This is a genomic window from Paraburkholderia sp. BR10923 (genome assembly GCF_040948765.1).
Lineage (GTDB): Bacteria > Pseudomonadota > Gammaproteobacteria > Burkholderiales > Burkholderiaceae > Paraburkholderia > Paraburkholderia youngii.
In genome coordinates this window covers 106474-127644 of sequence record NZ_JBFPKO010000013.1, presented here as the reverse complement: position 1 = coordinate 127644, position 21171 = coordinate 106474, and the positions used below count along the sequence as shown (strand labels likewise).

Sequence of the window (21171 nt, the reverse complement as noted above, 5' to 3'; positions counted from 1 at the left end):
CTAGTCGGCCACGGTCCGTCGTCCGCACCGCTGCCAAAATCCGCGACCATCGTGACATCACCAACATGTGCCGGTAGAAAATGACTAACGACGAGTTGATCGAATCTCTAGCCGCCGACCTGCGTCTGACATACGGGTGCCACACAGCGATTCCCTATGGTTCCCGTGCACGTGACGATTGGGAGGCTACGAGCGATATTGACGTAATTGCCTTTCGGAACACCGGTAACCACCAGCGCGTCGCGTCGCGATGGAATGGTCTGTTTCTCGATCTATTCGTACACACATCGAATGATGTAGCCGATGCCAGTTGGATCCGGATCAACGGCGGGCGAGTACTTTTTCCGCAGAATGGGTTTGGCGACAAGGTTCTTGATGGTGTGAAGGCGCTCTTTGACGCAGGGGCGCTGTCACGTTGGCGGGGTGTTCGCGTAACATGATGCGATGACGACGAAAACGAAATCGCTTTATCGCGGCCACCGGTTCCCGGCGACGGTCATCAGCCACGCGGTGCGCTGGTACTTCCGGTTCCAGCTCAGCCTGCGCGATATCGAAGAGTTGCTGTTCGAGCGCGGAGTGACGGTCAGCTACGAGACGATTCGCCGCTGGTGCGAGAAGTTCGGTGCGGCCTTTGCCCATCGGATGAAAGCGGCGCGCCGCAAGCCGGGTAGCACGTGGCACCTCGATGAAATGTTCGTCACACTGCGTGGCCAACCGTATCTGCTGTGGCGAGCAGTCGACGAGCACGGCGCCGAACTCGACATCTTGCTGCAAAAGCGGCGCGACAAAACTGCAGCCAAACGTTTCTTCGAGCGTGTGCTGCGTTCGAACCCGGTGCCACGCAAGATCGTCACCGATCAGTGGCGCAGCTATCCCGCGGCGAAAGCCGACATCCCGGAGTTGGTCAACCTGAAGCATGTGTTCTTCAGGGCTGCGGCCCGTGTCAACAACCGGGCAGAGAACAGCCATCAACCCACGCGGGAGCGCGAGCGGCGCACGCGAGGCTTTCGCGACCCGAAGCGTACGCAGGCCTTCCTGTCGAGCTTTGGTCCGATCCGGCAGCACTTCGCACTGAAACGACATGTGCGGCGCGCTTCTCTCTATCGTAAACACCTCGCGGCCCGGTTCGTCGCGTGGCGCGAATTTACCAATGTCACCCAAACTCCGTCGAATGTCTTCTGAGCCGCAGTGCGTTATGGATCATCATCGACGAAGTCGCCCAAGTTGACAGTGCCGTCGAGACCGATGCGCGCGGGGATCACTGGCTGCGCGTGACGGGCAAGGGAAAGAAGCTGGCGCGCGTCGCGCTGCCGCCGCTCGCGTGGGACGCGCTCACACAGTATCTCGCCGGACGCGAGTTGCCGATCGCGCCGGTGCGCTGGCGGCCGGAAACACCGGTCATCGGCAGCCTCGAGACAGACAGTGAGGCAGCGATCAGCAGCGGGCGGCTCTGGGTGTGCTCTGGCGCTTCTTCCCGCTCGCCGCGCAGGCCATCCAGGCGGATCATCCGCCACTGGCAGAGAAGCTGCGTCGCGCGAGTCCGCACTGGATGCGCCACACCCATGCGACCCATGCACTGGGGCGCGGCGCGGAACTGACCACCGTGCGGGACAATCTGCGGCACGCGTCTGTATCAACGACGTCGATCTACCTGCACAATGATGAGCAGAAGCGGGCCAGGCAGATCGGGGATGCTTTTGGTACAGACATACGCCGCCAGTCAGGGCACAACCGGCATTGAGAACCACTGGCTTCCACGCAGTCCGAAGCTGCGCGTCAGGACCTGCAACCCGCCCACTGTGCCCGCATCCGAAATGCATAACCTGTGCAAAAATCATCGTGACCTGATCCGAAGCGCCCTCCTTGCCGTCTATGGAAACCGTCGAACTTGAACCGCAGGTGCTCGTCAATCGTCTCGGCGTGGCATTTTCTCTGGTCTTCCAGAACCGCCCGGTCGAATGCATGATCACGATCACGGCGCTGGAAGCGTATTTCTGGCTCGAGCCACGCGCAGGCGACGAGCGCATCCTCAAAACATTTCGCGATGGCTACGGCCGCATCCGGGCGATAGCCGAACGGAAACTGCTCGCCCATCCCGTTGCACGACTTGAATTGACACTGGCAGATTTCTCGCGCCGCTGAGACACCGGTTTTTTCGCCGGTGACGCATCCTTCAACCCGCATTCCAGAATCGAGTCCGACAGTGCGTGGAATTCGTCTGCAGTTAGCCGAACGACCTGTTCGCGACTCGCAAGTGCAGACGCCTTGATGGAGCTTCCTAGCGGGTGGTAATCAAGTGCATCCTGGCGCGACGACAGTCCGGATTGACCACCTTTTGGCAGCTGGCTTTTGGGCGAAGCCTCGGCATTGTGATGGATGACTTTGACCGTTAGTTGCACTTAATCGGGAGACATTCAGGGACTGCGACTGCGGCGAGATGCTCGCAACACCCCAACACTTCGCACGCAGTTGTGCATTGCCGTGTGACAGGCGGCCCCTCCTTCCCGTCAGTCTTACGGTGAGCTTCCACGCACCTTGTCGCGCATTCACCTCTCGAAGGTGGCGGCATTACCTTCTTCCGCAAACGATTAAGGTGAGCTGGAAAGGTCCAATTCAATGACAAGCAAACGTTTGGTGGATCTTTTCTTGTCAGCACACTCCTGCAGCCACAAATATTTCGTAGGTAGAACATTCACGGCGATTGCATAAATTATCTTAAGATGGATTCCAACGGCGGGTCTCAGTCGTGGAGACCCCAAGTGAACAAATACGAAGTTTTGCCGAGACGGCAGTTATTGGACTCTAGCGGGGTGGTTGGGATGGCCGAGGCGGATCTTCATTCTTGGCGCGAGCAAGCAATGTCGCGTGTGTTTCCGAAGAACCCCGAGAAGGAACAAGCGATATTGCGCATGGTTTTTGGAACTGTGGTTCTGCTCGCGTACCTGGCTTTCACCTTGATTTGTCATTCCACAGTCGCCTACTCAACGATGGTGACGGTCGCGATTTACGTGGTGTTCGGTATCGTGACGTACGTCGCCACGAAGGTCGGACCAGCGCGCTCACACCTCAGGTTAACTCTCACCACGGTTGTCGACCAGGCAACGGTGACGACAGCTCTGGCAATTGGCGGCAGGGCCGCGCTTCCGCTGCTCTGGGTGGTTTTTTGGTTACTGGTGGGTGCCGGCTGCCGTTACGGCCGACGAATGCTGGCGCTGTCATGTGCGGTGGCGCTCGCTGGATTCGTAAGCCTGATGTATTGGCAACCGTGGTGGCGGACAAACATCGAGGCCGGACTGGGTTTGACGTTTAGCGTTGCAGCAATATCCCTCTACCTGGCGGTGCTGGTGTATCGACTCGAAAAGCGGGCTGCGACTGACCCGCTGACGGGGCTAAGCAATCGCCTCCGGCTTGAGCAGGTGATTGGGCGAACGCTGACCGGTCGAGGTACCGAAGTCGGTCAGACTGCCTTGTTCCTGATAGACCTGGACGGTTTCAAAGAAGTGAACGACGCACACGGACATGCGGTAGGTGACGAATTGCTGCGGAATTTTGCCATGGCCCTGGTAAGCCGGATGCGCCGCGGTGACACGCTCGCACGATTGGGCGGAGATGAATTCGTAGTCCTTGCACACCACGTATGCGGCCAGGAAGGCGCGCTCAGAATTGCCGATAGTATTCACGTCATCCTGAGCAACGTGCGAACCGCTGGCGGACATCCGACTGCCGTTTCGGCCAGCATTGGAGTGTGCATGCTGGTGACGGAAGGCACCGGAGGCAGCTCTCTCGACGCCCAAACCTTGATGCGTGCCGCGGATAGCGCAATGTACCGGGCGAAAACGCGGGGTAAGGGGCAGACAGAGTTTGCCGACGCAACCGACATGCAGCCGCTATGCTGAACGACCGCTTCGGGCAATTCCCAAGGGCCGATGACGGTCCGAAAATATGAGTTCGGTGAAGCTAACGGGGTCTCCGTCAACCTGAATCCCACTGGAAAGTGTATCTGCCGGTGATGGAGCTGTCGTTCGTGATGATGGTGTCCGCCATCATCACGGCCGAGAAGCGCCGCCATGTTTGTGCAACACCAATTTGGTACGTCCGGGCGTTGTTTAGCCTCGCACTGGTTGGCGTCTACGTCATCTATATGGTGGTGACTTTTCGCGCATCGGAACAACCGCTCCAGGGAGGGCATGGAACGGAGGCGCTGGTTGCCATGTTCCTTTCATGAACGGGCCTGCCAACCAATCTTGCGACCATTACCCTCCAACTGGCGATTGGTCTGGCGCTTCTTGTCGGCGGGGCTAAAGGACTTATTCGCGGTGTTGAAGGCAGTCGCACCGCTGATCACGATGGTTTCTGCTCGACAGGTTTCAGGTTCATCGTCCAGGTTTCCGTTAGAGCGGCCGATGCGTTCGGCTCTCGACGCGACGTACCGATGCACACGTAAAGGCACAAATGATTCGCGCACGCCGGCCGCGGCGTGCGCCCGCGCCGATCTTTCGTCTGATCCGACTTCCCCGGCCAAGCGAGGGTGGCCGCGCGTACTGCTCCGCGTCGGACCCGCACTACTTTGACGCGCCCTCTCCATCTGCCCTACCGCGCCGCCGCGCAGGAGTTTCGTCCTCGGGTTGCGAGATAATCTGCGCCGTTTCCTGCATGCTGTATGTTGCGGGCCCCTGGTCTCCCATGAGGATCGAGGACCCGAACCCAACGGTCGCATCTTCGAGCATACCTGTCATCACGAGGAAGCCCCGGTTCACGCGTTGCTCGGCGTCATTCACGACATCCGCAAACGAGTCCAGCAGGATTTCGTTCGCATGGCGCCAGTAGGCAGCCGCTTTCGCCGACCCGGCAAGGACATAGCTCGCCTGCAGCCGCCACGCGCCCAGCGGCGACCTTTCTTCAAGCGCCTTCGATGCGACCGCAAATTGTTCGTCAATTGAAGTCTTTACCGCCGTGCGGTTCAGTTCGAACAACCTTTCGGCCACATCGACAAAAAAATTAACTGCCGCGCCACCCTCGGCACTGCCCACCGCAGCCCGTTCGGTCTCGCCTCCATTACCCGGAAGTACAAGAAGCGTTTCGCTCGCCATAACTGTCTCCTCGATTGGGACGATCTGCAGGTACCGGTCGCAAAGGACCGGCGCGAAAATGATGCAGCCTAGCCCGCCGCAAAGACCATTCCCGCCGACCGGTGCTCGAACTGTTTCGCACGAAAATATGCTGGCGTGCGTCGAGCAGAAACGGAGGGGTAGCTGAATTGCTTCCAGCCGCTGCAATCCCGCAGCAAAACCCCGTGTCGCTCCCCGCTTCCGTCGCCAGCCTGGACAACCTTGTCGGTATCGCGCCAATCGCGGAAGCGTTGATCAAGACGCTGGCAGGTAAGGCACGCACGGGCCGATTGGACGAATTGAAGTGCCGACCTTGCCCTCAGTGCCCTTGGCCGGATCCGAGTCGAAAGAGCGTTGCAGATCGGCATCGATTTTTTTCGATGCGCTGCGTGAACATATAATCCGTACTCCGACGAGCTCACGCGCGGCTCGTCTCCTGTAACGGAGTAGCAATCGATGCGCGACACGCGACTCGCCGGCCCGACCGGCGGCATGGTCACCAGCCCCCACGCGTTGGCGAGCGAGGCCGGCCGCGACGTGTTGCGCGCCGGCGGCAATGCGATCGAAGCGGCTATCGCGATCGGTGCCGCGCTGTGCGTGACGTATCCGCATTTCACAGGACTCGGCGGCGACGCGTTCTGGGTAATCGGCGACCGCGAGGGAACCTTGCGCACGCTGTCGGGCATCGGCCAGGCCCCGGCGCAACTGCCCGCGTTCGACGGCGCGATCCCGTTGCGCGGCGCGGCATCCGCGCTCACCACCGCAGCGACCGTCGATGCTTGGCAGCACGCATACGAGGTCAGCAAAGGCGCATGGGGCGGCACACAGTCGTGGTCGTCGCTGTTCGACCGCGCGCTCAACTATGCCGGCGACGGCTTTCCCGTCACGCCGTCGCAGCATTTCTGGCAAAGCCTGCGTGCCGGCGAGCTGAATTCGTTGCCGGGCTTTGCGGCAACCTTCGCTCCGCACGGCAGGATTCCCGCTGTCGACGAGCGTTTCACACAACCGGCGTTGGCAAAGAGCATCGAGCGGATTGCCCGTTTCGGCGCACGCGAGTTTTATGAAGGCGAACTGGCGGAGCGCATCGCGCGCGGTTTGCAGCAGGCCGGCTCGCCGCTCACTTCGAGCGATCTCGCTAGAACCCGCGCGCGCGACGAAGCACCGCTGCGGGTCGCGTATCGCGGCGGCGAACTGGTGAGCCTGCGTCCGCCTACGCAAGGCGTGACGACGCTGCAAATCATGGGCACGCTGGATCGCTTCGACATCGGCGCGATTCGCGAAGGGAGTGCCGATTACTATCACCTGCTGGTGGAAGCGGTGAAGTGCGCGTTCGTCGACCGTGACCGCTTTGTATCGGATCCCGAGTTCAACACCGTGCCCGTCGAGCAGATGCTGTCGCCCGCGACGCTCGACGCCCATGCTCGTTCGATCGACCCACATCGAGCGCGCGAGTGGCCACACGTGTTCCATCCGGGCGACACGGTGTTCATCGGCGCGACGGATAGCCAGCGCCGCAGCGTCAGCGTGCTGCAAACGGTCTACTTCGACTGGGGCAGCGGCGTAGTCGCGGGCGATACCGGCATTCTGTGGCACAACCGCGGCGCGTCGTTCAGCACGCACCCCGCGCATCACAACGCGGTGCAGCCGGGCAAGCGCCCTTTTCATACGCTCAACCCCGGCATGTACCTGAAAGACGGCCGCCCGTACCTGCTGTTCGGCACACAAGGCGCCGACGGTCAGCCGCAAACGCTCGCCGCCATTCTCACGCGGCTGATCGACTACGGGATGGACCCGCTCACCGCACTCGCCCGTCCGCGTTTTCTGCTCGGCAAGACGTTCTCCGACACGCGCGATGCGTTGAAGCTCGAAGAAGACGCAGGCGCCGACGTGTTCGCGGCGCTCGCCGCGCGCGGCCACGAGGTGAGCGCGATCCCGACGCAGAGTCCGCTGGCGGGTCACCCTGGTGTGATACGCATCGATGCGGACGGCGCAGTGTCAGGCGCGCACGATCCGCGCAGCGATGGCCGCGCGCTCGCCGTGTGATGGATCGGCGCGTGGGTTCTTTCCCGCGTGCTGGTTCACGCGGGCCGTTCAGGTTCGCCTACGTCGCGGCCTATGCAGACGGTCCAGACGCGGTGATTCACCAGCTAACGCAAGCGCGTCTATACGCGCGTTGATCGCTGAACGGGCTAACGCTTGTGCTCCATACGCGTCAACGTCAACGTCAACCCAACGTAAAGCGGTCACGCGTCGTCACATAGTCACTCGCGCCGAAACGGCCCACCGGAAAGTAGTGCTGCAAACGCACGCGCCACGTTTCGGTGTCGATCAATTCGTCGCGCGCATGCAGCCGATGTACGCGGCCAATAAAGATCTGCCGGGTGGTGGTCTCCAGCGTCTCCCATATCGTGCACTCGAAAGCAACCGGCGCTTCGGCAATGCGCGGCGGCGCAACGCACGAGCTCGGCACCGGCGTCAAGCCGACCTCGACAAGTTCGCTAACGCTGGGCGGCAGCCTTTCCCCGCAGCGATGCATTTCTTCGGCGATCGTCTCGTCGGCGAGATGCACGACGAACTCGCCGGTCCGCAAGATGTTGACCGCCGTGTCCTTCAGCGTGCCGTCCGCCACGCGGTTAATGCTGATCATCACGATCGGCGGTTCTTCGCCGAGCATATTGAACATCGAAAACGGCGCGGCGTTGATCGTACCGTCGGCGCCGAGCGTGGTGACGAGCGCGATCGGACGCGGCACGATCAGGCTCGCCATCAGCTTGTAGCGCTGGTATTCGGTGATCGCTTCGAAATCAATTTCCATGTCGGGCTGCCTGGTTCGTAGTCGCGTGTTCAATGATGCCGAGCAATTGGCCGAGGCTTTTCTCGCCGCGCATTCGCGAGGTTTCAATGCGTTCTTCGAGATCGCGCAGATGCGCTTCCATATGCCCCATTGCGCCCGCCGAGTCGCGCGCCTCGATGCAGTCGACAATCGCAGCATGCTCGGCGTGCTCGCACGGCGCATGCCCCGGCGGCTCGTACACCCCGACGATCAGCGAACAGCGCGATACCAGTTCCTTCAGATAATTTTGCAGGATCGAATTGCCGGCCAGCGCGGCGATGCGCATATGAAAGCCGCTGGCGAGCGTCGCCCACGAAGGCTGGTCGTAGCGGTGCATGGCGTCATGCTCGCTCGCGAGTTGTTGCCGCAGCGCCTTGATGTCCGTCGCACTCGCGCGCCGCACGGCAAGCTCGACCAGCATCCGTTCGACTGAGCGCCGCGCCTCGAATATCTCGCGCGTTTCCTCGGGCGAGGGCTCGGCGATTACCGCGCCCTTGTTCGGCCGCAATACGACGATGCCGTCATAGGCGAGCTTTTCCAGCACACGACGTACGACCGCGCGGCCCACGCCGAACAGTTGGCACAGTTCAGGCTCCGGTAACTTCGTGCCGGGAATCAAACGATGATTCATCACGCCGTCGAAGATCGACTGATAGATGCGTGCATTGATATCCGTGTCGTCACCGGTGTTTTTCTTCGCGGTGGCCGCGCCGGCTTTCGCGCTCATGCGACGGCCGGGCGCACGATGCCGGCCCGCTCCAGATCGTCCATATGACTCGCGATCTCGCCCGGAGTGGTGATCCACACATCGCCTCGTGCGCGCGCCGTGGCGATATGTTCGAGCGCGCGGCGCAGATGCCGCAACCGGTACGGCTGTCCGACCAGATACGGATGCAGCGCGATGCCCATCACCAGCGCCTGCGCTTGCGCGCCGCGATTGGCCTGTTCGAGCATCTCGTCGAACTGATCGACGATCATGTCGGCGAACGCGCGGCCGTCCATGTGACGGCCCACCATCATCGGCAGATCGTTGAGTTCCTGCGGATACGGAATCGACCACAGCGGCGCGCCACGCGTGGCCATTCGTATGGGGCGGTCGTCGTGACACCAGTTCAACGTGTAGCGATAGCCGGTCTCGGCCAGCAGATCGGGCGTCAGATGCGACTCCGAAATCCACGGCGACAGCCAGCCGTGCGGCGGCGTACCGGATTCTTCCGCGATCCGTTCGCAGCAATGCAAAAGGAGCTCGCGTTCACCGCTTTCGTCGAGGTCGCTCTGCCGGTGCGCGTTCGTGTGGCCGTGGCCGATCAGTTCATCGCCACGCGCGACGCAAGCCTCGATCAGCTCAGGACAGTGATCGTAGAGCGCGGTATTGATCAGCGTGCCCGCGGGCAGCGCGAGCTGATCGAACAGTTCGATGCAGCGCCACGCGCCGACGCGATTGCCGTACTCGCGCCAGCTATGGTTCAGCACATCCGGTTGCGGCGAGAGCGGACCGAGTGCCGCACCGAGGCCTTCGCCGAACGCAAAGTGCTCGATGTTAAAGCCAAGATAGACCGCGAGTCCGGTGTCGCCAGGCCAGCGGAACGCGTCACTATCGGTGATCGGGCGGTAGGCAAAGCGGCCATGCGTGGCAAGCGATTGACGCGCGCGGTTCACTGCTACGGGCATGTTCCGTGTGTCGTTCATGAGCAGGAAATCGTGGATGTCGAAAAGCGCCACGACACGTAATGGATGAACCGGATTGGTCAGTTCATGCCCCGAGACGGATCGAAGACGCACCGTGATCGCGCAATCCCATCCTTCTGATCGCGAACGATCGACGCTGCGGATCGTTTGCAATATGTGAGCCAACTCGTAGACGTTAAGCACAACGGTACGTCGGCAATCGCGAGCGTCACAATTCGATGGATGGCACACGTCTTGCGTTTGCATGGCTTCGCATGGGCGGCGCATTGGTTTTGACGCGTGCCCCACTGTTCGCCGTTCACGAGGACACATCCTTCATGATTCAGCCTGCTTCAACGGTGCTCGAAACCAAAGCCGCCGATATCGAACTGGTCCACGTGTCAAAGCAATATGGCGATTCGCTAGCCGTCGACGCGATCGACCTGCGCATCGCCGGCGGCCAGTACTGTTGCCTGCTCGGCCCATCCGGGTGCGGCAAGACCTCGACCTTGCGCATGATCGCCGGGCATGAATCCGTCACTGAAGGTGACATTCTGATCGCGGGCCGCAACGTCACGCGCGCCGAACCCGCCGCGCGCGGCACCGCAATGGTGTTTCAGAACTACGCGCTGTTCCCGCATCTGAGCGCGCTCGACAACGTCGCGTTCAGCCTGAAGGTGCGCGGCGTCGCGAAGGACGTGCGGCGCAAGCGCGCCGCCGAACTGCTCGAACTGGTCGCGATGTCCGCGTATGCCGATCGCAAACCAGCCCAGTTATCCGGCGGCCAGCAGCAACGCGTGGCACTCGCGCGCGCGTTACTGAATCAACCGGGCTGCCTGCTACTCGACGAACCGCTCTCCGCGCTCGACCCGTTTCTGCGTGTGCAGATGCGCGCCGAACTCAAGCGTTGGCAGAAGGATCTCGACATTACCTTCGTGCATGTCACGCACTCGCAGGAAGAAGCGATGGCGCTGGCCGATCTCGTCGTGGTGATGAGCCATGGCCGTATCGAGCAGAGCGGCACACCGCACGAAGTATTCAACCGTCCGCGTACCGAATTCGTGGCCCGCTTCCTCGGCGGCCATAACGTCTTCAATACGAATGGCCACCTGTTTACCGTGCGCGCCGACCATCTGCGCGTGGTGCCGCACGGCGTCACGCCGGTGCAGAACGCCGGCGGCGAGAGCGGCCTGACACGCATTGGCGGCGTGCCCTGCAGGGTCCGTGAAGCCGAATACCAGGGCACGCATCTGCGCATGACGCTCGACCCGCTCGACGGCTCGCCCGAATTGATCTCGCTCGTGAGCGACGGCGACTACGACGCGACACGGCTCGGTCCCGACGCGCGCGTGGTGATCTGGTGGAACGAGCGGGACGCGCATCCGCTGGCAGCCTGAGTGCTTGCATCGCAGCGGATCGCATTGCAGTGAACCGAACGCCGAATAAGCGCGAATTGAACGTCAACTGAGGAGAAAGCAATGAGTGAAACGAACGAGAGCCCGGCAGTGGCCGCAACCGATGTGAAGGAAAAAGGCCTGTCGCGCCGCACGTTCATCAAGGGCGCGGTGGCGGCGGCCGGCATTGCCGGCTTTCCGTACGTGCATGCGCAGGAAAAGATCACGTTGCGCTACCTCGGCACCGCGGTCAATCAGAGTGCCGACATCGCGAAGAAATTCAAGGAAGACACCGGCATCGAGATTCAATACGTGCCAGTGACCACCGACGACGTCGCCAAGCGCATCATCACGCAACCCAACTCGTTCGATATTGTCGACACCGAATACTTCGCGCTCAAGAAGCTGATTCCGGCCGGCACGCTCGCGGGCATGGACGCCAAACGCATCAAGCTCGCCGACAAGATCACGCCGGTGTTGACGCGCGGTGAAGTCAACGGCAAGACGATCGGCGACCAGGGCACCGCGCCAAAGAAGGTGATGTTCCTGACCGGCCCGCGCTCGACCGAGTTCTCAGCGAAGCCGACCGAATGGATGACGCTGATCCCCACCACCTATAACGCGGACACGCTCGGCATTCGTCCCGACCTGATCAAGCGTCCGATCGACAGTTGGGCAGAACTGCTCAACCCGCAGTTCAAAGGCAAGGCGGCGCTGCTGAACATTCCCGCGATCGGCATCATGGATTCGGCGATGGCGATCGAGGCGATGGGTCACATGAAATACGGCGACAAAGGCAATATGACCAGGGCCGAGATCGACCAGACCATCAAGATCCTGATCGACGCCAAGCATGCTGGCCAATTTCGCGCGTTCTGGAAGGACTTCAACGAAAGCGTGAACCTGATGGCCTCGGGCGAAGTGGTGATCCAGTCGATGTGGTCGCCGGCGGTGACGAAGGTGCGCACGATGGGCATCGCGTGCAAATTTCAGCCGCTCAAGGAAGGCTATCGCTCGTGGGCCTCGGGCTTCGGCTTTCCGCGCTCGCTGCAAGGCAAGAAGCTCGACGCCGCGTACGAATTCGTCAACTGGTTCCAGGACGGCTGGGCCGGCGCCTACCTGATGCGCCAGGGCTACTACCCCGGCGTGATCGAGACCGCGAAGACGCACATGCAGCCGTACGAATGGGACTACTGGATCGAAGGCAAAGCGGCCGCGCAGGACATCAAGGCGCCGGACGGCCAACTGCTCGAAAAGGCCGGCGCCGTGCGGGACGGCGGTTCATACACCCAGCGCATGAGTGCGATTGCGTGCTGGAACGCGGTGATGGACGAGAACATCTACATGGTTCAGAAGTGGAACGAGTTCATCGCGGCCTGATCGACGCCGCGGTTCGATGTGCTTGCCGAGGTGTGACGCGCCGGCAAGCACGGCTCCTTGAGGAGCGTAGTCATTTCTCGTTCTCGCGCAGCGATGCGCCGCGCAGTCATTCGATACACACCCGCCCATGGCAACCATCGACCTTCCCTCGCACGCGCAGGACACGACCGTCAAACATCGCCGCGCACCGGCATGGTTGCAGGCGACGCCGCTGTCGCTGACCTTCCTGCTGTTTTTCATCGTGCCGCTGGTCATCACGCTGATCGTCAGTTTCTGGGACTTCAACGAATACCAGATCATTCCCGCGTTCACGCTGAAGAACTACGCGGCGATCTTCAACGGCTGTTCGTCGATGACGGACGTTTGCGTGACCTTCAAGACGTACTGGTCGACGCTCAAGTTCTGCGCGATCGTGTGGGCAATGACCTTGCTGCTGGGCTTTTCGATCGCCTACTTCCTCGCGTTTCACGTGCGCACGACGAGCATGCAGACGGTGCTGTTCCTCGTCTGCACGATTCCGTTCTGGACCTCCAACGTGATCCGGATGATTTCGTGGATGCCGCTGCTCGGCCGCAATGGCCTCGTCAATCAGGTGCTACTCGGCGCACATCTGATCGACCAGCCGCTCGAATGGCTGCTGTACTCTAACTTCTCGGTGGTGCTCGCGTTCGTCCATCTCTACACGTTCTTCATGATCGTGCCGATCTTCAACGCGATGATGCGCATCGAGCGGTCGCTGCTCGAAGCCGCGCGCGATGCCGGTGCGAGCGGCTGGCAGGTGGTACGCGACGTGGTCCTGCCGTTGTCGAAGACGGGCATCGTAATCGGCTCGATCTTCGTGATCACGATCGTCATGGGCGATTTTCTGACCGTCGGCGTGATGGGCGGGCAACAGATTGCATCGGTGGGCAAGGTCATTCAGGTGCAGACCGGCTACCTGCAATTTCCCGCCGCGGCAGCCAATGCGATCATTCTGCTCGCCGTCGTTCTGATGATCGTGTGGGGTTTGACGCGGGTCGTCGATATCCGCAAGGAGCTGTGAAAATGCAGGCCATTCGCGTCAAACATCGGGATCGCCGTCCAGCCAGTTTCTACTGGCTTGCGCTGCTGTTCGGTCTGTTCGTGCTGTTCTTGTATGGGCCGGTGATTACGATATTCATCCTGTCCTTTCAGGGCCCCGAGGGCGGCCTGACGTTTCCGATGCGCGGTGTCTCGCTGCATTGGTTCGCCGCGTTGCGCGACGGCGTCGGCGATGTTGATATTTGGAGCGCGTTCGGACGATCCGTGCGGCTCGCGCTGGCGGTCACTGTGCTGACGGTGCTGTTTTCAGTGGCGGCGGGCCTCGCCTTTCGTCGAAAGTTTCGCGGCGACACGGCGGTGTTCTACGTGTCGGTCGCGAGTCTGATCATGCCGTCCATTATTGTTTCGCTTGGGATCGGTTTGACGTTCCGGCTGCTCGATAATGGGGTGAAGTACCTCGCGTCGACATGGGGGTATCAATCGTTCTCCGATAGCTATACGACGTCGATGGGACTGTTCACCTCCGCGCTCGGAGCGCATTTGACGTGGACGCTACCGTTCGGTTTGTTGGTGATGTTCGCGGTGTTCAACCGCTTCAATCCGGCCTATGAAGAGGCGTCGCGCGATCTGGGCGCGACGCCGTGGCAGAGTTTCCTGCATGTCGTGCTGCCGATCATCGGACCGTCGGTGGTCGGCGTCGCGATGTTCGGCTTCACGCTGTCATGGGACGAGATCGCTCGCACCTCGCAGGCGATCGGCGATCAGAACACGCTGCCGCTCGAGCTTCAGGGGCTCACCACGTCGGTGACGACACCGGTCATATATGCGCTCGGCACGATGACGACGGTGTTGTCGTTGACCGTGATGGGCGGGTGTCTGCTTGCGGTGAGGGTGTTGGCGCGTCGGCGCGCAGTGGCAGGGTTGAAATAACTCGTGGCGTGGCCGCGTGGCGAGCGCCAAGCCGTTCTCCGATGGGTCAAACAACACTCGATTTCTGCCGGCGGCCCTTGCATGCGCTCTGGCAGGAGCCGGGCCGCGCGCTGCGGCGGCGATCTGCGGCAACGATCACATTGCGATGGGCGTTTTGCGGGAGGCAGAAGAACTCGATATCGCGATTCCTGAGCAGCTTTCGGACACCGGCTTCGACGGTCTCGCGATCGCGCGCGAAGCGCGGTCGCCCCTGACGACGGTGCACGTGGACACGCGCGAGATCGGCACGCTCGCCCGAAGCATCTGCTCGATGCGCTGGATGGGCGAGCGACGCAACATGCGCTCTTCGAAGGAACTCAATTCAAACGATGATCTCGCATGACTCGTCGTCGCCAACGTCGGCACGATCGCCGGTGAGCCGCCTCACATCGAACTCGAGCTCGACGGCCTCACCGTGAGTGGTAGCTTGCGCATAGTACCGGTTCGGTGCGGGAAAGACGCCCGTCTTCACTTCTATCAGGAATGGCCCCTCGTGTTGCATCGCTTCGCTGAGGGCTGCTTCCAGCTCGTCAAGGTGCTCGACATTGCGCGCCGCTACACCGAGCGAAGACGCAAAAGCCGTCCAGTTATGGCCGGGCAGCCGGGTGAACTGTTCTGAAATCGAACCATTGCCGACCGCGTCGATATGGATTGCGCCATGTGCGGCGTTATTCAAAACGACATAAATCACCTTGACGCGATATCGGGCTGCGGTCTGAATTTCTATTCCATGCATCATCATGCAACCGTCACCGGTCACGACAACGCACGGCCGTTCTGGTGCAGCAAGCTTGACGCCGATTCCAGCGGCAATAGCCCACCCCATCGGCGCGAGAGAACTCGACGAAAAATAGTTGCCCATTCCGGACGAAAGCCAATAGTGAGCCATGAAGATTCGATGAGCACCGGAGTCCACGACGACATTGCTGTCCTTCGGCAGTAGCCGGCACAGACGCTTCACCACGTCCCCAGGATAGAGCCGTTGATCGCTATCTGAAACCCGCCCTCCGGCTTGCTCGAATTGATAGTCGTACAGCGCAGTCGTGTTGAGGTCGGCCACCCATGCCTTTCTTTTTTCCAGCACCTGCCGGAACCCGGCGCCCGTTTCCACCTTCTTTTCTGCCAGCAAGCGGAAGGACGCGCCAATACCAGAGAAAATCGTTCCTTGAGCGATGTGGCCAGTAGCGGGCGGATCGAAGCTGTCGTCGAAGACGATCACCTCTTTGCCCGCGAGCAACTTTCTGCTCCAGTTCATGCTGTCGCGTTGATTCAGGTCGCTGCCGAACACGATCAGGGCGTCGAGTTCGTCGGTGTTGATCGCGCGAACCGCCCTGGAGTGGCTGGCGAATCCATAGACGCCGAGCGCGAGGGGGTGCTCCTCAGGAAACGCCCCCTTTCCTGAAAGCGTCGTCGCAACAGGAACATGGAATTTTTCGGCTACCTCGAGAAGGGCCTGTGCCGTTCGCGCGTCGTTGCCACGGCTTCCGATCAGAAACGCGACCCTCTTCGACCCGAGCAGGTACTGGTCGCACAAGACATCCAGCGCTGCGCGGTTGGCGGGGACTTCGCGTGCGTTGAATTCGCTTTGGAGGTAGGGGGTGCGCGCGGCCGCATGACTACCCGGAACATCCTGTTGCTGAACGTCGACGGGAATGCTGATAAATGATCGCGCTCGACGCATCCAGTTCAACCCGTCCATCGCGCGGCGCATTTCGGCCTGAATGTTTTCCTTGTTCTTGAGATCGACGACATCTTCTACCAGTCCTCTTACCACGCCGCTTTCGAAGATGCCACCCTGCGTACCATCCTGGAACGCGCCTTTACCTTCCGCTTTCGACGAAACTCCGCCGGCGATATAGAGCACCGGAATCCGGTCTGCCTGGGCGGCCGCCATGCCGGGCACGAAATTCATCGTGCCCGGCCCAGAAATTCCGACACAGACGCCGAATTTCCGGCTCGCCCGCGCATAACCGTCCGCCATGAAAGCGCTGCCGGTTTCATGGGCGCCGACGATCGCGCGGATCGTCGGCGATTCGTCGATGGCCTCGAGCAGCGGGTAGATCAGCTTCCCGGGGACCAGAAAGACATGATCGATGTTTGCTACTTCCAACGATTTCACGACCGTTTTCGATACATTGAGAGACGCGTGTGATCCCATAGTTTTTGGTCACGATCCGAACAGAACCCGTTAGTCGAATCTCGCCGTTTCTCATCCGGTCGTCACGTGTAGCAGCTTGCATGGACTAAGTGACGAAGCCTGCGTCAACCGGCATGGAGACGGCGAGACGGCCTTTAGTGCGCTGCACACTGACTGCAGTCGCATCTCGCGTTGCTTCTTCGAACCCGCGTCATCGGCGAGCCCGTGTCTCCGTCCATGTCGCTTCCTCCCCGGCGACCTCACGGCTCGCATGCGCCGGTCCAGTCGCCGAAGGCAATGGCTCGAGGGGTTGCCACTCGTGCGCAGCGTTTAGCTCGCTGCGTCAGCCCGCTTCGCCCCTAGTCGTTTTTCCTGCACGTTCGCCCGCGAAAGAACGAACGACTTTCGCTGCCTATGCGGTGATGGCAGCCGAGGACGCTGAATGTCGCGGCGGCATCCGCTGTGGATCCTTGCGTGGCGTCATCGCTTGCGATGCACTTGCCTGCCCGCTGGCGACCTTGAAGAAAGACACCGCGTCCCGGAGGCTTTCTGCCTGCTGCGCCATGTTCTGTGCTGCGGCCGAAGCTTCTTCCACGAGCGCAGCGTTCTGCTGGGTGACCCGGTCCATCTGGCTAACTGCCTGATTTACCTGCTCGATACCGCTGCTCTGCTCGCTCGATGCCGACGAAATCTCGCCCACGATGTCCGTCACGCGCTTTACCGACGTGACGATCTCCTTGATCGCTCCACCAGCCTCTTCGACGAGCATCGAGCCAGCCTCCACCCGGCCGACCGAGGCGGAGATCAACTCCTTGATTTCCTTTGCAGCGGTAGCGCTGCGCTGCGCGAGCGTGCGGACTTCACCGGCGACCACAGCGAAGCCACGTCCCTGTTCACCAGCGCGAGCCGCCTCGACCGCAGCGTTCAGCGCCAGGATGTTGGTCTGGAAGGCGATGCCCTCGATCGCACCAATAATCTCGGACATCCTGGTCGAACTGGCGGTGATGTCGCGCATCGTCTCGACCACCCGCCCGACAATTTCGCCGCCCCGCTGCGCGACGTTCGAGGCGGTGCCCGCGAGCGTTGCGGCCTGCTTCGCATTGTCCGTGTTGTGACGGACCGTGGCGGTCAGCTCTTCCATGCTCGATGCCGTTTCTTCAAGCGAGGCCGCCTGCTGCTCCGTGCGGCTCGACAGATCCTGATTACCTTGCGCGAGCTGCGCACTTGCTGCGGCCACACCTTCGGCGTTCTCGCGCACGTCCGAGACGACCCGCATCAGGGCATCGCACATTGCCTTCAGCGATGCCATCAGGCTGCTGGTGTCGCCGGGACGCAGATCGATCCTGACATTCAGGTCACCGGCAGCGACGCTTCTGGCGAGCGCCGCGGCCGTCGCCGGTTCCGTTCCCAACTGACGCGTCACGCTACGCATCATCCAGACTCCAATTCCCAGGCCGATCAACACGGACATCGCCACCAGAACAAACATCAGATTGCGGCCTTCACCGTATACCGCGTCGTTGGCTTCGGCGGTTTTTTGCGCATCGCCCTGTTTGAGAACCACGAGGTTGCCCATCAGGACCAGGGTCCTGAAGCCCTTATGGTGGTACTCGCCCAACAGGTAATCAGTCAGCCCGTCCCGGTCCTGTGGCCCGGCTGCATTGATCCTGGCTTTGAATTCGTTGAACGCCTGGATGTAGTCCTGCCAGCCCTGGTCGAGTTCGGTGAAGGTGGCCTTGCCCTTCTCCGTGTAGACGAGGGGTTCCGCCTGGTTAAGGTGATCGCGTGCCGAAGCGAGGGCTTTTTCGGCCTGACCCATCGAGGTAGTCCGCTGCTCAGGCGTCGGAGCGAGGATGGCATTGCGCAGGTATGTACCGACTCTCAGGACGTCGGCGTTTGCCTGCTGAATGAGGTTGAGCCCGACGAGATCCTGCCGATAGGTTTTGTCTGCGTTTGCACTGATTTGCGACATATTGCGCAGGCCAATTGCACTGACGATGGCACTGATGGTCGAGACCAGCACAAAGGCGGTGATCAGTTTGGCGCCGAGTTTCATATTGCTGAAATTCATAATTCGCTTTCTCAGGACAACAATGGAACCGCAAGTGCGCCCCGAGTTGCGAGCAGATGCACCTCATCCCTACTTGCGATTGACGTCTGACAAGCAGCGCCGGTCTGGACGACCGGGACCCTGCCAGAACCTCACATAAGGGTTAACGGCAATGCCGCAGCATTCTTCAGATCAATTGTTCAAGCCAAGAATTTCTTTAAGTTTTCTTTCGCGATGAAAGGAAGTCGGCAAAGGAATTCCACCGGGCTTGATCCGCAGAACCGATAGCAGGAGTGCGGCGTCTGACGCAAGGGACAAAGCATCAAGCGCGCGATCGGTCCGGCAACGGGTGACTGTTACGACGATGTTGCGAAGTCGCTGACAACGTTGTTCCAAACTGACGCTGCCAGGTAATCGCACTTCTCATTTTCATCAAGCGGTTTAAAGTCATCTTTAAAAATCTAGATTAATAGTGAAATTCACAATTCCTCATCAATCTATACCTGCCTGCCCGCAAAGCCTTGCCGCGATTGGCTCAACATTCTCCATCACGAATTTCTCCCGGTAAGCGCGGATACCTCCACCCGCGTTGCTCACCTTGAGTTTCATCATCCGTCGCGCTACATTGCCGCTCGCAGCATTCCGCACGGACTCCTGCGCACTCTGTAACTCGTACGTAAGGAAGCTCCGATGGGGCAACAGGCGGAAGGCAACGACGACACTCCCTGCAGCCCGGCCGGCCGCGACGCGTTCGCGCCGGTCGCAAGGGCCGCCGCGTTGCTGGTCGCAGCGCTCGCCACGCTGAGCGCCGTCTACTTCCTGCCCGTAGACCAGCGCTGGTGCGCGCCGCTCGCCAGCGCATGGTGCAACGTGCTCGTCGTCGCGATCGGCGTGCTGCTCGCCGATCGTGCACGCCGCCATCCGCCGCAGGGCTCGGCGGCCGGCCTGCTCAAGAACTGGCTGCGCAGCGCATTCAGCCGCAAGCAGGAGGCGCAGCAAGTCGACAATCCGTGGCCGGCGATCGCCGCCGCGATCGACTGGCGGCCGTGGGCCGTCACCGCCGGCGGTGCGTTCTCCGTCGCGCTTGCCGCGCTCGCGTGGCAGCCGCCGTCACCCGCGATGCTGGTTCGCGCAATGGCTGCGCCCGAACCCACGCTCGCGGCCGGTGCGGCCTGCATCGTCCTCGCCTTTCTTACACTGGTCGCCGAACGCCATCATGCGGCGGCCGCCAGCGGTTCGGCGGTATCCGCGTCGCTCACCCGGGTGTTGCGTGTCGCGCTCGTCACCGCGCTCGCGGGTGCGCTGGCCGCCGCATGGTTCGCATTCCGGCACCTCACGGCCGACTGGCTCGTGCAGGCGGTCGCGCTGCTCAATGCAGCCGTCGCCGCCGAACTGGCCCTGCGCGGCGTGCTGTCGTGGTTTGCGGTGCCGCGCGGCGCCGTCGTGCCAACCAGCGCGATCGCCGGGCTGCTGAGCCGGCGCCCGTCGCCATTCGCGTCACTCGGCGCCGAACTGCGCCATCGGTACGGCGTCGATCTGCGGCAGAGCTGGGGCTGGCGCAGCTTCGTGCGGCTGCTGCCCGGCGCGCTGGCCGCCACCGTTGCGTGCGCGTGGCTGCTCACCGCCGTCGTCGTGCTGAACCCGGAGCAGCGCGCGGTATATGAACGGTTCGGCGCGCCGGTCGCGGTCTGGCAGCCGGGCCTGCACGTCGGTTTGCCCTGGCCGTTCGGGCGCGCGCGCATCGTCGACAACGGCGCGGTGCACCAGGTCGCGATCGCGGGTAGCGCGAATGACGGTAGCGCCGATACGACGTCCGTGCCAGCCGATGGCCCGACGCCCGAACGCCTCGACCGTCTGTGGGATGTGCCGCATCCGTGGGAAACCACCCAGGTAATCGCCGGCGCGAACGGCGACCGCCAGAACTTCCAGATCGTCAACGCCGACGTCCGGGTCGACTACCGGCTCGGGCTGACCGATGCCGACGCGCGCGCGGCGCTCTATCGCACGATCGACCCGGAAAGCACGGTGCGCACGAGCGCCAATCGCGAACTCGTGCACTACCTCGCGTCGCATACGCTCGAATCGCTGCTGGAAACAAATCAGGCCGCGATGGCCGATCAGTTGAAGCGCGCGATCCAGCAACAGATCGACCGGCTGCAAAGCGGCGTCGACGTGATCGCGGTCGTGATCGAGAGCGTGCATCCGCCGACCGGTGCGGCCGCTGCTTTCCACGACGTTCAGGCCGCGCAGATTCGCGCGCAGGGCAGCGTGGCGCAGGCACGCGGCTTCGCGGCCGGCCTGCTCGGCAACGCGCAGCAGCAGGGGCTCGAACGGGTCGCGCAGGCCGAAGCGCAGGCTGGCGATATGGTGTCGTCGGCGCGCGTGCAGCAGATCGATTTCGACGCCGATCTGGTCGCGTATCGGCTCGGCGGCCCCGCGTTTCCGTTCGAGTATTACCTCGACCGGCTGCAACGCGGCCTGCGCAACCCGCGCATGACGGTCATCGACGACCGGCTTGCCGACGGCACGCGGGCGACCGTCGATCTTCGCAATACTCCTGCCGGCGATCTGGCCGGCATCCATTGAAATGTCGCGGCGATATCCGCACGGGC

The 21171-nt window shown here is 61.7% G+C and carries 17 protein-coding genes and 3 pseudogenes; 13 read left to right on the top strand and 7 right to left on the bottom strand.

Annotated elements, in window-relative coordinates; genetic code table 11:
- The first annotated feature begins 80 nt into the window (after nucleotides 1-80).
- The 6 genes and pseudogenes from AB3X94_RS23690 to AB3X94_RS23665 all read left to right on the top strand — a co-directional run.
- Nucleotides 81-440, top strand: a complete 360-nt coding sequence (locus tag AB3X94_RS23690; protein ID WP_368612888.1) for a hypothetical protein — start codon at nucleotides 81-83, stop codon at nucleotides 438-440.
- Between the two features lie 4 nt (nucleotides 441-444).
- The gene (locus AB3X94_RS23685; RefSeq protein ID WP_368612887.1) at nucleotides 445-1182 is read left to right on the top strand and encodes an IS6 family transposase; all 738 of its coding nucleotides are present in this window, start codon (nucleotides 445-447) and stop codon (nucleotides 1180-1182) included.
- Nucleotides 1183-1253: 71 nt separating this feature from the next.
- Nucleotides 1254-1741 (top strand): annotated as a pseudogene (locus AB3X94_RS23680) (tyrosine-type recombinase/integrase); the annotation flags it as partial.
- Between the two features lie 131 nt (nucleotides 1742-1872).
- Nucleotides 1873-2142, top strand: a complete 270-nt coding sequence (locus AB3X94_RS23675) for a DUF1488 family protein (RefSeq protein WP_176110831.1) — start codon at nucleotides 1873-1875, stop codon at nucleotides 2140-2142.
- Nucleotides 2143-2759: 617 nt separating this feature from the next.
- Nucleotides 2760-3896, top strand: a complete 1137-nt coding sequence (locus AB3X94_RS23670) for a diguanylate cyclase (RefSeq protein WP_368612886.1) — start codon at nucleotides 2760-2762, stop codon at nucleotides 3894-3896.
- 191 nt (nucleotides 3897-4087) lie between these two features.
- Nucleotides 4088-4327, top strand: a pseudogene (locus AB3X94_RS23665) (sodium:calcium antiporter); the annotation flags it as partial.
- Here AB3X94_RS23665 and AB3X94_RS23660 read toward each other — a convergent pair.
- Together AB3X94_RS23660 and phaP are read right to left on the bottom strand one after the other, a co-directional pair.
- On the bottom strand, nucleotides 4220-4522 hold the full coding sequence (locus tag AB3X94_RS23660; RefSeq protein WP_217710227.1) for a hypothetical protein: 303 nt from the start codon (nucleotides 4520-4522) through the stop codon (nucleotides 4220-4222). The pseudogene AB3X94_RS23665 and the gene AB3X94_RS23660 overlap by 108 nt on opposite strands.
- Nucleotides 4523-4562: 40 nt before the next feature.
- Nucleotides 4563-5090 carry a TIGR01841 family phasin gene (gene phaP, locus AB3X94_RS23655; protein ID WP_176110829.1) on the bottom strand — a complete coding sequence of 176 codons (528 nt, stop codon included), beginning with the start codon at nucleotides 5088-5090 and terminating at the stop codon, nucleotides 4563-4565.
- Between the two features lie 474 nt (nucleotides 5091-5564).
- Here phaP and AB3X94_RS23650 point away from each other — a divergent pair, with 474 nt between their 5' ends.
- Nucleotides 5565-7151: a gamma-glutamyltransferase family protein gene (locus tag AB3X94_RS23650; RefSeq protein ID WP_368612885.1), complete on the top strand. Its 1587-nt coding sequence runs from the start codon at nucleotides 5565-5567 to the stop codon at nucleotides 7149-7151.
- Between the two features lie 181 nt (nucleotides 7152-7332).
- On the opposite strand, the gene AB3X94_RS23645 is transcribed toward AB3X94_RS23650, so the two are convergent.
- The 3 genes from AB3X94_RS23645 to AB3X94_RS23635 are packed head-to-tail and all read right to left on the bottom strand — an operon-like array spanning nucleotide 7333 to nucleotide 9630.
- The gene (locus tag AB3X94_RS23645) at nucleotides 7333-7923 is read right to left on the bottom strand and encodes a flavin reductase family protein (protein WP_176110827.1); all 591 of its coding nucleotides are present in this window, start codon (nucleotides 7921-7923) and stop codon (nucleotides 7333-7335) included.
- Nucleotides 7913-8668 (bottom strand): GntR family transcriptional regulator, encoded by a 756-nt coding sequence (locus tag AB3X94_RS23640; protein ID WP_368612884.1) that lies wholly within the window; start codon nucleotides 8666-8668, stop codon nucleotides 7913-7915. The genes AB3X94_RS23645 and AB3X94_RS23640 overlap by 11 nt, the downstream gene beginning before the upstream one ends.
- Nucleotides 8665-9630, bottom strand: a complete 966-nt coding sequence (locus AB3X94_RS23635) for a polysaccharide deacetylase family protein (protein ID WP_368612883.1) — start codon at nucleotides 9628-9630, stop codon at nucleotides 8665-8667. The genes AB3X94_RS23640 and AB3X94_RS23635 overlap by 4 nt, the downstream gene beginning before the upstream one ends.
- Nucleotides 9631-9947: 317 nt before the next feature.
- On the opposite strand from AB3X94_RS23635, the gene AB3X94_RS23630 reads away from it, so the two are divergent.
- From AB3X94_RS23630 to AB3X94_RS23610, 5 genes and pseudogenes are all read left to right on the top strand, one after another.
- Entirely contained in the window at nucleotides 9948-11006 is a 1059-nt protein-coding gene (locus tag AB3X94_RS23630) for an ABC transporter ATP-binding protein (protein WP_176110824.1), read from the top strand.
- Nucleotides 11007-11087: 81 nt separating this feature from the next.
- The gene (locus AB3X94_RS23625; protein WP_176110823.1) at nucleotides 11088-12383 is read left to right on the top strand and encodes a PotD/PotF family extracellular solute-binding protein; all 1296 of its coding nucleotides are present in this window, start codon (nucleotides 11088-11090) and stop codon (nucleotides 12381-12383) included.
- 127 nt (nucleotides 12384-12510) lie between these two features.
- Complete coding sequence (locus AB3X94_RS23620; protein ID WP_176110822.1) at nucleotides 12511-13425, top strand: ABC transporter permease; 915 nt, start codon at nucleotides 12511-12513, stop codon at nucleotides 13423-13425.
- 2 nt (nucleotides 13426-13427) lie between these two features.
- Nucleotides 13428-14333, top strand: coding sequence for an ABC transporter permease (locus tag AB3X94_RS23615; protein WP_368612882.1), 906 nt, complete (start codon nucleotides 13428-13430; stop codon nucleotides 14331-14333).
- A 44-nt stretch (nucleotides 14334-14377) separates the two neighbouring features.
- Nucleotides 14378-14705, top strand: a pseudogene (locus tag AB3X94_RS23610) (substrate-binding domain-containing protein); the annotation flags it as partial.
- Here AB3X94_RS23610 and AB3X94_RS23605 read toward each other — a convergent pair.
- Both AB3X94_RS23605 and AB3X94_RS23600 read right to left on the bottom strand, forming a co-directional pair.
- Entirely contained in the window at nucleotides 14695-16530 is a 1836-nt protein-coding gene (locus tag AB3X94_RS23605) for a thiamine pyrophosphate-binding protein (protein ID WP_368612881.1), read from the bottom strand. The pseudogene AB3X94_RS23610 and the gene AB3X94_RS23605 overlap by 11 nt on opposite strands.
- A gap of 391 nt (nucleotides 16531-16921) precedes the next feature.
- Nucleotides 16922-18580: a methyl-accepting chemotaxis protein gene (locus AB3X94_RS23600; protein ID WP_368612880.1), complete on the bottom strand. Its 1659-nt coding sequence runs from the start codon at nucleotides 18578-18580 to the stop codon at nucleotides 16922-16924.
- Between the two features lie 669 nt (nucleotides 18581-19249).
- On the opposite strand from AB3X94_RS23600, the gene hflK reads away from it, so the two are divergent.
- Nucleotides 19250-21145, top strand: a complete 1896-nt coding sequence (gene hflK / locus AB3X94_RS23595) for a protease modulator HflK (protein ID WP_368612879.1) — start codon at nucleotides 19250-19252, stop codon at nucleotides 21143-21145.
- The last annotated feature ends 26 nt before the right edge of the window (nucleotides 21146-21171 follow it).